Annotated in this window: 14 protein-coding genes; 4 read left to right on the top strand and 10 right to left on the bottom strand. The window is 71.2% G+C overall.

Going from position 1 to position 13,780, the window contains the following annotated elements; genetic code table 11:
• Positions 1-29 precede the first annotated feature (29 nt).
• The 4 genes from CQ044_RS08790 to CQ044_RS08775 all read right to left on the bottom strand — a co-directional run bounded on the left by CQ044_RS08790 (position 30) and on the right by CQ044_RS08775 (position 5,179).
• On the bottom strand, positions 30-1,433 hold the full coding sequence (locus tag CQ044_RS08790) for a dihydrolipoamide acetyltransferase family protein (RefSeq protein WP_105688121.1): 1,404 nt from the start codon (positions 1,431-1,433) through the stop codon (positions 30-32).
• A 130-nt stretch (positions 1,434-1,563) separates the two neighbouring features.
• Complete coding sequence (locus tag CQ044_RS08785) at positions 1,564-2,568, bottom strand: alpha-ketoacid dehydrogenase subunit beta (protein ID WP_105688120.1); 1,005 nt, start codon at positions 2,566-2,568, stop codon at positions 1,564-1,566.
• 106 nt (positions 2,569-2,674) lie between these two features.
• The gene (locus tag CQ044_RS08780) at positions 2,675-3,799 is read right to left on the bottom strand and encodes a thiamine pyrophosphate-dependent dehydrogenase E1 component subunit alpha (protein ID WP_258133220.1); all 1,125 of its coding nucleotides are present in this window, start codon (positions 3,797-3,799) and stop codon (positions 2,675-2,677) included.
• A gap of 309 nt (positions 3,800-4,108) precedes the next feature.
• Positions 4,109-5,179: a histidinol-phosphate transaminase gene (locus tag CQ044_RS08775; RefSeq protein WP_105688118.1), complete on the bottom strand. Its 1,071-nt coding sequence runs from the start codon at positions 5,177-5,179 to the stop codon at positions 4,109-4,111.
• A gap of 126 nt (positions 5,180-5,305) precedes the next feature.
• Here CQ044_RS08775 and CQ044_RS08770 point away from each other — a divergent pair, with 126 nt between their 5' ends.
• Positions 5,306-5,710: a phage holin family protein gene (locus tag CQ044_RS08770; protein WP_045271448.1), complete on the top strand. Its 405-nt coding sequence runs from the start codon at positions 5,306-5,308 to the stop codon at positions 5,708-5,710.
• A gap of 23 nt (positions 5,711-5,733) precedes the next feature.
• On the opposite strand, the gene CQ044_RS08765 is transcribed toward CQ044_RS08770, so the two are convergent.
• Complete coding sequence (locus CQ044_RS08765; protein WP_105688117.1) at positions 5,734-7,137, bottom strand: hypothetical protein; 1,404 nt, start codon at positions 7,135-7,137, stop codon at positions 5,734-5,736.
• 6 nt (positions 7,138-7,143) lie between these two features.
• Entirely contained in the window at positions 7,144-7,389 is a 246-nt protein-coding gene (locus CQ044_RS08760) for a hypothetical protein (RefSeq protein ID WP_105688116.1), read from the bottom strand.
• A gap of 173 nt (positions 7,390-7,562) precedes the next feature.
• Here CQ044_RS08760 and CQ044_RS08755 point away from each other — a divergent pair, with 173 nt between their 5' ends.
• The 3 genes from CQ044_RS08755 to CQ044_RS08745 are packed head-to-tail and all read left to right on the top strand — an operon-like array spanning position 7,563 to position 9,890.
• Positions 7,563-8,066, top strand: coding sequence for a low molecular weight protein-tyrosine-phosphatase (locus tag CQ044_RS08755; RefSeq protein WP_045271445.1), 504 nt, complete (start codon positions 7,563-7,565; stop codon positions 8,064-8,066).
• Positions 8,067-8,107: 41 nt separating this feature from the next.
• Entirely contained in the window at positions 8,108-9,484 is a 1,377-nt protein-coding gene (purB, locus tag CQ044_RS08750) for an adenylosuccinate lyase (protein ID WP_181158241.1), read from the top strand.
• A gap of 4 nt (positions 9,485-9,488) precedes the next feature.
• Positions 9,489-9,890, top strand: coding sequence for a DivIVA domain-containing protein (locus CQ044_RS08745; RefSeq protein ID WP_105688114.1), 402 nt, complete (start codon positions 9,489-9,491; stop codon positions 9,888-9,890).
• 65 nt (positions 9,891-9,955) lie between these two features.
• Here the strand turns inward: CQ044_RS08745 and CQ044_RS08740 are convergent, their stop codons facing one another.
• From CQ044_RS08740 to CQ044_RS08725, 4 genes are all read right to left on the bottom strand, one after another.
• Positions 9,956-11,368, bottom strand: coding sequence for an MFS transporter (locus tag CQ044_RS08740; protein ID WP_105688113.1), 1,413 nt, complete (start codon positions 11,366-11,368; stop codon positions 9,956-9,958).
• A 169-nt stretch (positions 11,369-11,537) separates the two neighbouring features.
• Positions 11,538-12,011 carry a hypothetical protein gene (locus CQ044_RS08735; RefSeq protein WP_181158240.1) on the bottom strand — a complete coding sequence of 158 codons (474 nt, stop codon included), beginning with the start codon at positions 12,009-12,011 and terminating at the stop codon, positions 11,538-11,540.
• The gene (locus tag CQ044_RS08730; RefSeq protein WP_105688112.1) at positions 12,008-12,676 is read right to left on the bottom strand and encodes an acyl-CoA synthetase; all 669 of its coding nucleotides are present in this window, start codon (positions 12,674-12,676) and stop codon (positions 12,008-12,010) included. Before CQ044_RS08730 ends, CQ044_RS08735 begins: the two co-directional genes overlap by 4 nt.
• 130 nt (positions 12,677-12,806) lie before the next feature.
• The gene (locus CQ044_RS08725; RefSeq protein ID WP_258133219.1) at positions 12,807-13,778 is read right to left on the bottom strand and encodes a DMT family transporter; all 972 of its coding nucleotides are present in this window, start codon (positions 13,776-13,778) and stop codon (positions 12,807-12,809) included.
• Positions 13,779-13,780 lie beyond the last annotated feature (2 nt).

The raw sequence follows: 13,780 nt of genomic DNA, 5'->3' as shown, positions 1-13,780 counted from the left end.
TGTGCCACTTTGGCGACTATATCCGTCAATCAGTCGACCAGCAGCGCGGGCTCCTCGAGCACGGCGGCGACGTCGGCGATGAAGCGGCTCATGCCGTCGCCGTCCACGACGCGGTGGTCGAAGGATCCGGCCACGGTCGTGACCCAGCGCGGGCGCACCTCGCCGTCAACGACCCACGGCTTCTGGCTGATCGTGCCCATGGCGACGATGCCGGCCTCACCCGGGTTGATGATCGGGGTGCCCGCATCCATCCCGAACACGCCGATGTTGGTGATCGTGATGGTGCCGCCCTGCTGCTCGGCGGGAGTGGTCTTGCCCTCGCGCGCGGTGGCGGTGAGGCGGTTCAGGGCACGGGCAAGGTCGCGCATGCCGAGGTCCTGCGCGTCCTTGATGTTCGGCACGAGCAGGCCGCGCGGCGTGGCCGCGGCGATCCCGAGGTTCACGTAGTGGCGCACCGCGATCTCGGCGCCGTCGGCGGTGTCGATCCAGGCGGCGTTGACCATCGGGGTGCGGCGCACGGCCCAGATCACGGCGCGCGCCATGATCAGCAGCGGGGACACCTTGACGTCGGCGAAGTCGGGCGAGGCCTTGAGCCGCTTGACGAGCTCCATCGTGCGCGAGGCGTCGACCTCCTTCCACACGGTCACGTGCGGCGCGGAGTAGGCGCTCTGCACCATCGCGGAGGACGTCGCCTTGCGGACGCCCTTGACCGGGATGGACTCGGTGCGGCTCTCGTCGGCGCCGGCCCCTGAGCCTGTCGAAGGGCGGGCGGGCGCGAGTCCGCGGGCGAGGCCCACCGGCCCTTCGCCGGTTCCTGAGCGAGCCGAAGGCGAGACGAAGGACGCTCGCTCAGGGACCGGAAGCTTCTCCTCGCGCACGTCGCCCCACTCCGGGGTCTGGATGTTGCGGAACACGCTCGCCTGCTCGGCGTGGCGCATCACGTCGTCGCGGGTGACCTCGCCGTCCGCGCCGGTCGGGGCGACCTGGGTGAGGTCGACGCCGAGGTCGCGCGCGAGCTTGCGGATCGGCGGCTTCGCGATCACTCCGACCGTGGAGCGTACAGGGCGCTCGGCGGGGCGACGACGACGCGAGGTGGCCTCCGCACCGGAGCCGTACCCGACGAGGACGGATCCGGATCCCTCCTCCGCGGCCGGAGCCTCGGGCGTCGCAGCCGGGGCGGCCGGCTCGGCCGCGCTCGTCACGAAGGTGATGATCGGGGTGCCGACGTCGATCGTCTTCCCCTCGGACACGAGGATCTCGCCGACCGTGCCGGCGTGCGGCGAGGGCAGCTCGACGAGCGACTTGGCGGTCTCGATCTCGCAGATCACGTCATCGACCGCGACGGCATCGCCCGGGGCGACCCGCCACGTGACGATCTCAGCCTCGGTCAGGCCCTCCCCGACGTCAGGGAGGGTGAAGGTCTGGGTGCTCATGGTCGGGATCCTTTCACACGGCGGCGGCGTCCTTCGTCTCGTCGCTGCGCTCCTCGCTCAGGAACCGACACGGCTCCGGTTCCTGAGCGAGCGGAGCGAGACGAAGGACGCTCGACGACCGGACAAGACATCAGTAGGCGAGAGACCGGTCGACGGCCTCGAGGATCCGGTCCGGATCCGGCAGGTAGGTGCTCTCGAGCTTCGCGGGCGGGAACGGGGCGTCGTAGCCCGAGACGCGCAGCACGGGCGCCTCGAGCGCGTAGAACGCGCGCTCCATGACGGTCGCCGCGATCTCGCTGCCCAGGCTCACGAAGCCCGGCGACTCCTGCGCATAGACCATGCGGCCCGTGGAGCGCACCGAGTCGAGGAGGGGCCCGTAGTCGACCGGCGACAGCGAGCGCAGGTCCACGACCTCGCAGCTCGTGCCCTCGGCCTCGGCGAGCGCGGCGGCCTGCAGCAGCGTCGACACCATCGCACCGTGCCCGACCAGCGTGACGTCGGATCCACGGCGCACGACCCGCGAGGCGTGCATCGGGAGCGCCGGGGCCGACAGGTCGACCTCGCCCTTGGGCCAGTACCGGCTCTTCGGCTCGAGGAAGATCACGGGGTCGTTCGACGAGATCGCCTCCTGGATCATCCAGTACGCGTCGTTCGGGGTCGACGGCGAGATCACGCGCAGGCCAGGGGTATGCGCGAAGTACGTCTCCGGGCTCTCCTGGTGGTGCTCGACCGCGCCGATGTGTCCGCCGTAGGGGATCCGGATCACGATCGGCATCGAGACCCGACCGTCATGGCGGGCCGTGATCTTCGCGAGCTGCGTGGTGATCTGGTCGAAGGCGGGGAAGACGAAGCCGTCGAACTGGATCTCGATCACGGGGCGGAACCCGCCCATCGCGAGGCCGATCGCGGTGCCGACGATGCCCGACTCGGCGAGAGGCGTGTCCAGCACCCGCTGCGGCCCGAAGTCGCGCTGCAGGTGCTCGGTGATGCGGAACACCCCGCCGAGGGGGCCGATGTCCTCGCCCATGAGGATGACGCGCGGGTCGTCCTCCATCGCCTTGCGCAGGCCTGCGTTCAGGGCCTTGCTGAAGGGCATCGTCTCGATGCCGGTCCTGGTCGTGTCCACCGTGGTCATGCGCGGGATCCCTTCACGTGTGCAGGACGATCGCAGGATCGAAGGACGGATCCGTCCTGAATCTCCTGCGGAGTGCGATTCATCCTCGATTCCGAGGCGCGGGCGATCATGCGCCGGCTCCGAACGACGCCTCGTACCGCGCCTGCCATGCCTTCTGTTCCGCCATGAGCGGATGCGGATCGCTGTAGACGTGGTCGAAGATCGCCTCGGCGGTCGGCGAGGCGACCTCGGGGGTGCGCACGCGCAGATCCTCGGCGGCGTCCGCGGCCTCGGCGTCGGCATCGGCGAAGACCGAGCCGGCAGCTCCCCTGTTCTCCAGGAACGCGCGCATGCGGACGATCGGATCCCGCAGCGACCACTCCTGCTCCTCGTCGCTGCCCCGGTACTTCGTGGGGTCGTCGCTCGTGGTGTGCGCGCCCATCCGGTACGTGACGGCCTCGATCGCGCGCGGCCCGCCGCCCGTGCGCGCCTCGTCGAGCGCGCGGCGGGTCACCGCCCAGCTCGCGAGCACGTCGTTGCCGTCGACGCGGACCGACTCGATCCCGTAGCCGGCACCGCGCTGGACGAGCGGAACGCGGGACTGGGTCTTCACCGGCACCGAGATCGCCCAGTGGTTGTTCTGCAGGAAGAACACCTCCGGGGTCTGGTAGCTCGCGGCGAACACCATGGCCTCGTGCACATCGCCCTGGCTGGAGGCGCCGTCACCGTAGTAGACCATCACGGCCTGGTCGCGGTCGACGTCGCCGGATCCGCACTTGCCATCGAAGACGAGCCCCATCGCCAGGCCCGTCGCGTGCAGGGTCTGCGAGCCGAGCACGAGCGTGTAGATGCGGGTGTTGCCGTTGCGGGGATCCGTCGGATCCCAGCCCCCGTTCGAGGTCCCGCGCATGAGCTTGATGATGTCGATCGGATCCACGCCGCGGATGCGGGTGACCGCGTGTTCGCGGTAGGAGGGGAAGAGCGTGTCCTGCGGACGGGCGGCGCGGGCGGATCCGACCTGGGCGGCCTCCTGCCCGCGGCTCGGCGGCCACAGGGCGAGCTGGCCCTGGCGCTGCAGGTTCGTGGCCTGGGTGTCGATCGCGCGGATCACGACCATGTCCCGGTAGAACTGCTCGAGGTCGCCGTCGGGCAGAGCCTCGATGAGGGGCAGATACTCCTCCGCGGCGGGGCTCGGGATGAAGCGGCCGTCGGCATCGAGGACGCGGACGGTGGGGATATCGGCGTCAGTCACCTTGTCTACGCTAACCGAGGTTTCCGCCTTCGCAGTGGAGGGTGCGCACAAACGATCACCGGCCCGCTGTGACGATCCCCACGGACGCATGCGGGTGCGCGGATATCCAGGTGTCCCACGTATTAATGCCAGGTCCCCCTAGCTTTTTGCGTGGGACGCCTTGCATCGGAACGGGCCCACGACGGACCTGCCGTGCGACGGATGCAGGATCCCGGCACGGATGCACGACGGATCCGCCCGATCGGTCCTGCATCCGTGGCCGCGCCGTGCATCCGTGCCGGACGCACCGGCCGGCGGGCGCGCGAGGCGTCAGGCTCGTTGTGCGGCGGCGACGGCGAGCACGCGGGGCAGCGACTCCGCCTCGCCGACCGAGATGCGGATCCCGTCGCCGGGGAAGGCGCGCACGATGAGACCGGCCTCCTCGAACGCGGCGGCGACGTCGACGGTCGCCTCTCCGGTGGGGAGACAGACGAAGTTGCCCTGGGCGTCCGGGACGTCCCAGCCCTGTGCGCGCAGGCCCTCGACCAGTTCCGCGCGGCGCTCGACGATCACAGCGACGCGGGCGCGCAGCTCGTCCTCGGCGTCGAGGCTGGCGATCGCGGCGCGCTCGGCGGCCGCGGTGACCGACAGCGGGATCGCGGTCGTGCGGGCCGCATCCAGCACGCGCGGGTGGCCGATCGCATAGCCGACGCGCAGGCCCGCGAGCCCGTACGCCTTGGAGAACGTGCGCAGCACGACGACGTTGGGGTGCGCCTCGAAGATGCGCTCGGCCAGGCCGTCGACGGCGTCGGGTGCGGTGACGAACTCGGCGTAGGCCTCGTCGAGCACGATCAGCACGTCCTGCGGCACCTTCTCTACGAACGCCGCGAACTCGGCGCTCGTGACGATCGGACCCGTCGGGTTGTTGGGCGTGCACACGATCACCACGCGGGTGCGCTCGGTGATCGCGGCGGCCATCGCGTCGAGGTCGTGACGGGCGTCGGCGGTGAGCGGCACCTGCACCCCGGTCGCCCCGGCCACGAGCGGCAGTCCGGGGTAGGCCTCGAAGGAGCGCCAGGCGTAGACGACCTCGTCGCCGACGGTCGCCGCGGCCAGCACGAGCTGGTACAGGATCGCGACGCTGCCGGAGGCGACGTGCACCGCATCGGGCGCGACGCCGTAGCGCTCGCCGAGGCGCGCGCGCAGCGCACCCGCGGTCGCGTCGGGGTAGCGGTTCATCGGCGTCGCGTCGGAGAGCGCGGCGAGGACCGAGGGCAGCGGGTCGAACGGGTTCTCGTTGCTGGACAGCTTGAACGCGTCGGCACCGGCCTGCTTGCCCTGGCGGTACGGCGGAAGGGCCGCGATCTCTTCACGGATGCGGGGCAGGATCTCTTCGCTCACGCGTCGAGTCTAGATCCGGCGCCCCGGGCTGTTCCGGCCGGGCGGGCACGACCACCGCTCTGCCGTCGCGGAAGGCCCGGGAGGATTCCTGGGCGGATCCCGGGTGCGGATGCGACAATCGGCATCATGAGGTTCCTGATCCGCGTCATCGTGAACGCCTTCGCTATCTGGGTCGTGAGCCTGATCACGGTCCTGGAGGTCTCGGTCACCCCCTATCCGCCGGGCGGCATGGTCCCGCTGCTCGTCACGCTGCTCGCGATCGGCGCCGTCTTCGCGATCGTGAACACGATCGTCGGCACCGTGGTGAAGATCGTGGCGATCCCGCTGTACATCCTCACGCTCGGGCTCATCTCGCTCGTGATCAACGGATTCCTGCTCTGGCTCACCGCCTGGATCACCGGCTTCTGGGGCTGGGGCCTGGCGCTCGGCGGCTTCGGCTGGACGATCGTCGCCGCCTTCCTCATCGCCGTGATCAACGCGGTCTTCAACGCGATCCTGCGCCCGCAGCGTCAGCGCGACCGCGATCGCTAACACCGCGGCGCGGGTGATCCTCCTCATCCCGTGATCCGTCGGGCGGTGTAGTCGGTCGCCGTCATCGACGTCGCGGTGTCGAGCACCGCGAAGTGCTCGGCGATCCTCGTCATCCGCTCGTCCCCCGAAGCCTCGGCGCGACGCACGGTCTCCGCGTACCCGTCGAGCAGGTGCGCCGGGATCTGCGGATCCGTCCCGTGGCCGGGAGCGACCGTGCGACGGATGACCAGGCTGTCCGGCGAGCCGGTGCCGTTCGGGCTGCCGCCGCCCGCGAGGCCGGCGACCGGATCGTCGGTATGCCGGACGGCGACGCTCAGCACGTCGTTCGGCAGGACCGGTTCGATCGGGGATCCCACGGTGACGACGCCCTGCACGTCGAACTCGCCGGACTGCGCGAGCAGGCCGGCGATCATCCCGCCCTGCGAGTACCCCACCAGGTCCACCGGGGTGTCCGCGCCGGCGCCGGCATCGCGCAGCGCCTCGACGACGGCCCTGTAGGAGTCGGCTTCGGCGTGCTCGGAGTACATCTGCAGATTCGAGGCGAACGACCACGGCTCCTCCGCGGACCGGCCACGGGTGCCGTCGATGTAGGCCACGAAGCGCTGCGCGCCGTCGCCCATCCGATAGGTCTCGACCCGCACCTGAGACGAACGCCCGAAGGGGATGCGCGACACCGCCCCGGCGAGGGTCGAGGGTCCGGCCGGGATCGTGGCGACGGGGCCGCGGTCGATCACCACATCCCCCACCCGGGGTCTGACACCCGCCGGGCTTCGCGCATCCGCCATCAGGACGAGCCCGGGTGCGGGCGCGAGCGGCGCCGGGCGCACCACGCCGTTCTCGGCCGCGACGGAGGTGATGAGGCGCTGCGCGCCCTCCGCCTGCACCCGCGCGTTCCACCCGAGCACGCTCTGGAGCAGGAACAGCGCGGGGCTGGGCCCGAGCAGCAGCGCATCGCCGGCCGTCCCGGGCAGCGACCCCTGCTCGCCCCCCGGAGTGAAGCCCTCGGCGACGCCCCGCCGCCAGCTCTCCTGCAGTCGCTCGTCGAGAGCGGACAGCCTCGCGTCACCGGCCAGAAGCCGCTCCTCGCGGCGGCGGATATCCCGAGCGGCCGCGACGTCGCCCGCGCCGAGCATGGCCTGCCGTGCGCGCAGATCGGCCAGCTCGTACACGTCGGCCATCGTGCCGACCCCGACGGCGAGCCGCTCCAGCGCGTCCTCGACGTTCTGCAGTCGGGCCACCGCCGACCACAGCGCGGGGAACCCGCGGGCGAGCGGGACGTCGTCGACGAGACCCGGGATCGCGAGCAGATCCTGCCGCGCGCATGCGACCTCCTCCGCCTCGGTCCGCACCCGGCCTGCCGCCGACCGCAGCCGATCCGGATCGACCGCGATCATGCCGCCATGCGTGATCTCGACGTCATCGGCCATCCGCGCTCACCCCGCCTGCAGCGCCGTTTCGATGGACGGCAGCGACTCCCCCGCCACCCCGAGCGCCTGTCGCTGGGCCTCCAGCTCCCGCTGCAGGAAATCGGCGCTCCTCGAGCGCCATCCGCAGTCCGCCTCGATCGCACGCAGCGCGACGACGGCCGCCTCGATGCGCTCGCGGGCGCTCTCGCAACGGAGCAGAGCCTCGGCGAGCTGCCAGGATCCCGGTGCGGCGTCCGGGGCGAAGGTGATCATGGCCGCCAGCCTGCCCGTCCCCGGAGCACCGCGGAGGCCGCGTCGCGCAACCCGTGCGCACCGCGAGCAGGCCCCTGCGTGTGGAGGACGAACCGCGCCGCGCATCACGCCATCCGGCACCGCGGCGGGAATCCGCGCACGGGTCGGCGGATCCGGTGCGGCACAATGGAGGGATGACCGAGTCGGATCCGTTCCGCGTCATCTTCGTATGCACGGGGAACATCTGCCGGTCCCCGATGGCGGAGGTGGTCTTCCGCGACATCGCGGCGAAGCAGGGACTCGGCGACCGGATCGTCTCGACGAGCGCCGGCACGGGCGACTGGCACGTGGGCGAGCAGGCCGACAGCCGCACGATCGACGCCCTCGCCCGCCGCGGCTACGACGGGACCAAGCACCGCGCGCGCCAGTTCACCTACGAGTCCTTCACCGGGAGCGACCTCGTCGTGGCCCTGGATCGCACGCACGAGCGGATCCTGAAGCAGTGGGCGCGCGACGAGTCGGAGGAGGGCAAGGTGACCCTGCTGCTCTCGTTCGAGCACAACCCGACCGTGCTGGACGTGCCGGACCCCTACTACGCCGACGCCCGGGTGTTCGATGAGGTGCTCGGTATGATCGAGAGCGCGAGCCACGGCCTCTTCCGTCAGCTCGAACCCGCCATCCGACCGTCACGTCCGTGACACAGGCGGTCCGGATCCACGACTCTTCCCGGAGGACCCCCGTGACCGCCTCGCTTCCCGTGCAGCCCCTCAGCCCGCTCGACGGGCGCTACCGCGCCGCGGTCGCCCCTCTCGCCGACTACCTCTCCGAGGCCGGGCTCAACCGCGCCCGCGTCGAGGTCGAGGTGGAGTGGCTGATCGCGCTCACCGATCGCTCGCTCTTCGGCACCGCACCCCTCGCCGACGCGGACAAGGAGCGCCTGCGGGGCCTCTACCTCGACTTCGGCCAGGCCGAGATCGACTGGCTCGCCGAGAAGGAGGCGGTGACCCGCCACGACGTGAAGGCCGTGGAGTACCTCGTCCGCGACCGCCTGTCGGCCCTGGGCCTGGACGCGATCGCCGAACTCACGCACTTCGCCTGCACGAGCGAGGACATCAACTCCGCCTCCTACGCGCTGACCGTCAAGCGCGCCGTCGAGCGCGTGTGGCTGCCCGCCCTGCAGGACGTGATCGCCAAGCTCCGCGAGCTCGCGATCGAGCACGCCGACGCCGCGATGCTGTCGCGCACGCACGGCCAGCCCGCGACGCCCTCGACCATGGGCAAGGAGATCGCCGTCTTCGCGTGGCGCCTGGAGCGCGTGGTCAAGCGGATCGAGGGATCCGAGTACCTCGCGAAGTTCTCCGGCGCGACCGGCACGTGGTCGGCGCACCTCGCCGCCGAGCCCGACGCCGACTGGCCCCGCATCGCCCGCGAGTACATCGAGGGCCTCGGGATCGACTTCAACATCCTCACCACGCAGATCGAGTCGCACGACTGGCAGGTCGAGCTGTACGACCACGTCCGTCACGCGGGCGGGATCCTGCACAACCTCGCGACCGACATCTGGACCTACATCTCGCTCGGCTACTTCGCCCAGATCCCCGTCGCGGGCGCGACCGGATCCTCGACCATGCCGCACAAGATCAACCCGATCCGCTTCGAGAACGCCGAGGCGAACCTCGAGCTCGCAGGGGCCCTGCTCGGATCCCTGTCGCAGACGCTGGTCACGAGCCGTCTGCAGCGCGACCTCACCGACTCGACGACGCAGCGCAACATCGGCGTCGCGTTCGGGCACTCCCTGCTCGCCCTGGACAACCTGCGCCGCGGCCTCAACGAGATCTCGCTCTCGCGCGACGTCCTGCTCGCCGACCTCGACACGAACTGGGAGGTGCTCGGGGAGGCGATCCAGACGGCGATCCGCGCGGAGGTCGTCGCGGGGCGCTCCACGATCCAGGACCCGTACGCGATGCTGAAGGAGCTCACCCGCGGCCACCGCGTGGGCGCCGCCGAGCTCGCCGAGTTCGTTCAGGGCCTGGAGATCGGCGATGCCGCGAAGCAGCGCCTGCTGACCCTGACCCCGGCGACCTACGTGGGCCTCGCGGAGACGCTCGCGAAGTAGCGGCATGGACAGCGCCGGTCTCTCGGCCGCCCGTCTCGCGCGCCGCCGAGCGGGCGCGCGCTACGCGATCGACGAGGTCGACGACTTCCTCGACGAGTGCGTCGCGACCCTGCGCTCCTGGGAGGAGGGCCGTCCGGGCCGCCTCTCTGCGGAATCGGTCGTGCTCGCGCAGTTCACGGACGTCCCGCTCACCGGCGAGGGCTACGACGCGGATGCCGTTGACGAGCTGCTGGACGCGGTCGCGGATCGGCTCCGCGCGTACGCCGGCCCTTCCGCAGCGGCGTCGAGCGCGCCGCTCCCCGGCGATCGCCCGCGCTGGCTCGTCCTCGGGATCCGCGGCATCGGCGTGCTGGCGGTCGTGGCGACCGCGGCGATGATCGCGATGCGGATGCTCGGCAAGAGCTGACGCCGAGCACCGCTCGCGGGCCGGGAACCGCTCGCGGGCCGCGAACGGGATCCGGCTGGAAGGCCTCAGCCGTGGTCGCCCGCGCGGTCCTTCGGCATCGCGAAGACGGCGACCAGCACGAGCGCCGCGGTCACGGCCGCCGCGATGAACACCCAGGTCGAGGCGCGCACGACGGTGGCCGGATCCCCGGATCCGCCGCCCGAAGCCATGACGGCGTTCGAGATCGCGCCGAACACGGCCACGCCCACGGCGCTGCCCGCCGAACGCGCGAACGTGTTCATGCCGGTCACCGCGCCGCGCTCGCCCCAGCCGACCGACGCCTGCGCGACGATGAGAGTGGGCGCCGCCGTCCATCCCAGGCCGAAGCCGATCACGAAAGCGACCGCGGCGAGGGCGTACGCGTTCGGATACGGCCCGATGAGCGCGAGCCCGATCGCGCCGAGCGTCGCGATCGACGCCCCGAGCAGCGCGGTGAATCGGAACCCGTGCCGCAGGTACAGTCGTCCCGCATTCGCCGCCGAGAGCGGCCACCCCAGCGTGAGCGCCGCCACGGCGAGCCCCGCGAGCAGCGGCGGCACGGCGATCGCGCCCTGCAGATAGGCCGGCGCGAAGCTCGTGATGCCCGTCAGCAGTGCGCCGATCGCGAGCGACGCGAGGGTCGTGGTGAGGATGAGGCGGCCCGAGATCAGCCGCAGGTCGATGATCGGCTCGGCGGCGCGGCGCTCCACGAGCGCGAACGCGACGAGGGCGATGGCCCCGCCGACGAAGCAGGCGAGACTCGGCACCGACTGCCAGGCCCAGGCGTTCCCGCCCTCGAGCACGCCGACGATGATCGCGGTGAGACCGATCGTCAGCAGCACCGCGCCCGCGTAGTCGATCCGATGCCGGCGCTTCTCGATCTGCTCGTGGAAGTGCCGCAGCAGCATCCAGGCCGCGATCAGGCACAGCGGGATGTTGATGAAGAAGATCAGGCGCCAGGCATCGAACTGGGCGAACACCCCGCCCAGCGCGGGCCCCACCACCGAGGACAGTGCCCAGACGCTCGCGATGTACCCCTGCACGACCGCCCTCTCGGACAGCGTGTAGATGTCGCCGACGATGGTCGCGACCATCGGGCCCACGGCTCCCGCGCCCAGGCCCTGCAGCAGCCGGAACAGGATGAGCGACGGCATGCTCCACGCGAGTCCGCACAGGATGGATCCGAGGAGGAACAACGCGATTCCGATCAGCACGATCGGCTTGCGACCGACCGTGTCCGCGAGCTTGGAGTAGATCGGCACGCTCACCGCCTGCGCGAGCAGGTAGACCGAGAACAGCCAGGGGAACTGCTGGTAGCTGCCGAGGTCGCGCACCACGCTCGGCACGGCAGTGGCGAGGATCGTCGCATCCATCGCGATGAGGCCCATCGCGAGCATGAGCGAGAGCAGCACAGGACCGCGCTCGGAACGGAAGCCCACCGTTGCGCGGTCGATCGTCATGCTCACCCTCGTGACAAGCCGTGCGGAGCGCGGGCTATTCCCGAGCCCGCGTGCGGCGGGACGGGGATCCGGCCGATGGGCGCCCGCTTCTGAAGGACATCGGCAACTTCTGAGGACGGATCCTCGGATCCTGTCCTGCGGAGATGCAAGGATCCTTCAGAGTTGCCCGTCAGGACGCGGAGGGCGTCCCGGATGCGGGTGCGTCGTCGTGGCCATCGCCGTTCGAAGGGTCGGCGGACTCGTCGGCTGCGGTCGTCTCGGCACCGGCCGCGGCGGCCGCAGACCCGTCGGCCGCAGCGGCGGCTCCCGCCGCTCCGGCGACCGCGGCGTCCGCGGACTCGGCGGCGTCGTCGTACAGCACCGGACGGTCGTGCGGCTTCGTGAAGTCCGACGGGTCGACGGCCAGGATCAGGATCGACAGGATCAGCAGGGCGGCGATGAAGATCCCGCCCGTCACGATGAACGCGAGGTTCCACGGCGGGATGGCGCCGTAGGTGCCCTTGTCGACCATGCGCATCACCTTGTCGGTGAACGCGCCCGTGGCGATCAGCGTCACGACACCGGCGAAGAGGCCGCACAGCAGCGACAGGCCGACCAGCTGCAACGGTCGGAACAGATCCCTGCGCCTGGTCTTCTCGGTCATGCGGATCCTTCGTTCTCGGCCGGCGCCCGGCCGGCGGTGTCGGTGCCCGCACCAGTGGCGCGGGCGCGGGGGCTGAGCCCGGCGATGCCGAGGAAGACCGCGACGATGGCGGCGTAGGCGCCGAAGATCCCGACGGCCAGGGTGATCCCGGTCAGCGTGAACAAGCCGGCCTCGGCGATGGAGTAGTTCAGGGCATAGGTCGTCGGCACGCACAGCAGGCCGACGGCGAGGGCGAGCCCCAGGGATCCGATCAGGATCGCATCGCGGGCGCCGTCGGCGACCACGGCCGGCGCGGTCCCGGCGCGGGCCTGGCGGCGGGCGCGGATCCCGGCGAGGAGCTCGACGAGTCCGCCGAGTGCGCCCCACGCGATCACCACGACGAAGAACATCGGCGTGGTGCGCCAGGCCGGGATGCTGCTGGCCATGCCGGTGAGGATCGCGATGGCCGCGAGCAGCACATACGGCCAGCGCCACCCCGAAGGCGCGACGAGCCAGGCCGCGAGAATGTGGATCAGCGCGGTGACCAGGGCGAACCCGCTGAACACCGCCAGCCCCACGAACGCGGAGTGGTTCGCGGAGAAGGTGATCATGAGCGCCGCGACCGCGGCGAGGGCGGCGCGCGCGAGCTGCACGTGGCGCAGCTGGAACGTGCGTGTGGCGGGCATGACGGATCCTCGGGTCCCTGTGCTTCGAGCCCTTCGAGCGGCCTCAGGGACCGAGCCTCAGCAACCGCTTCGACGGGTTCTACGGCCGCCCCGGTAGATGGGCGGACTCCGCCAGTCTACGCGCGGGATCCTAGGCGCCCGCTCGGGAGCTGAGCTCCGACGCATCCGAATCGGGATCGTCGGACCGCGGCTCGGGATCCGGGTCTTCGACCGTGCGGCCGTTCTTCCGCCGCGGCTGCAGTTCGCTGAGCAGGGTGCCCGCGATGATGAGGGCCGCTCCCAGGATGGCGAGCGGCGGGATTCGCTCCCCCGCGATGCGCCCGACCACGCCCGCCCACACGGGTTCGCCGGTATAGATGATGGTGGCGCGCGTCGCGGAGACGGAGCGCTGCGCCCAGTTCATGGTGAGCTGGATCAGGCCGCTCGCCAGGCCCATGCCGAGGCCGGCGATCAGCCAGACCGGGTCGAAGGCGGGGATGCTCTCGCCGACGGCGGGCATGGTCGCGAAGCCGAGGAGCGATGCGGTGAGCAGCTGCACGACGGTCAGCCGGCCCACGTCGAATCGTCTGCCGAAGAGGCTGATCAGGATGATCTCGCCCGCGATCGGCAGGGTGCTGATGAGCGTGAGGATCTCGCCCTCGCCGAGATGGACCCCGCGGGATCCGATGCCGGCGACCAGCAGCAGCCCGACGAAGGCGAGGCCCGCGCCGGCGAGGGTCAGCGCGCGCGGCGGCTTGCGCAGCACGAGCCACTGCAGCAGGGGCACGAGCGGCACGTAGAACGCGGTCATGAACGCGCTGGTGCTGGAGTCGATCGTCTGCAGTCCCGCGGTCTGCAGACCGTAGCCGCCGTAGATCGCGGCGCCGATGGCCGCGCCGGCGCCGATCTCGCGCCACGTCATGCCTCGCAGCGAGCGCCAGAAGATCGCCGCGGCGAACAGCCCCGCGGCGAGGAACCGGAACCCGACGAAGAACCAGGGCCCCGAGTGCTGCATCGCGGTGTGCACGACGAGGAAGGTGCCGCCCCAGATGACCGTGATCCCGACGAGGGCCCACTCCTGGACGGACAGCCCCAGGACGCGACGGGAGGCGGTCTGGTTCACAG

The sequence above is a fragment of the Microbacterium sp. MYb64 genome, from assembly GCF_002979495.1.
In the GTDB taxonomy this organism is placed as follows: domain Bacteria; phylum Actinomycetota; class Actinomycetes; order Actinomycetales; family Microbacteriaceae; genus Microbacterium; species Microbacterium azadirachtae_A.
The sequence above is the reverse complement of the archived record's forward strand: the minus strand, read 5'-3'. Positions and strand labels throughout refer to the sequence as shown.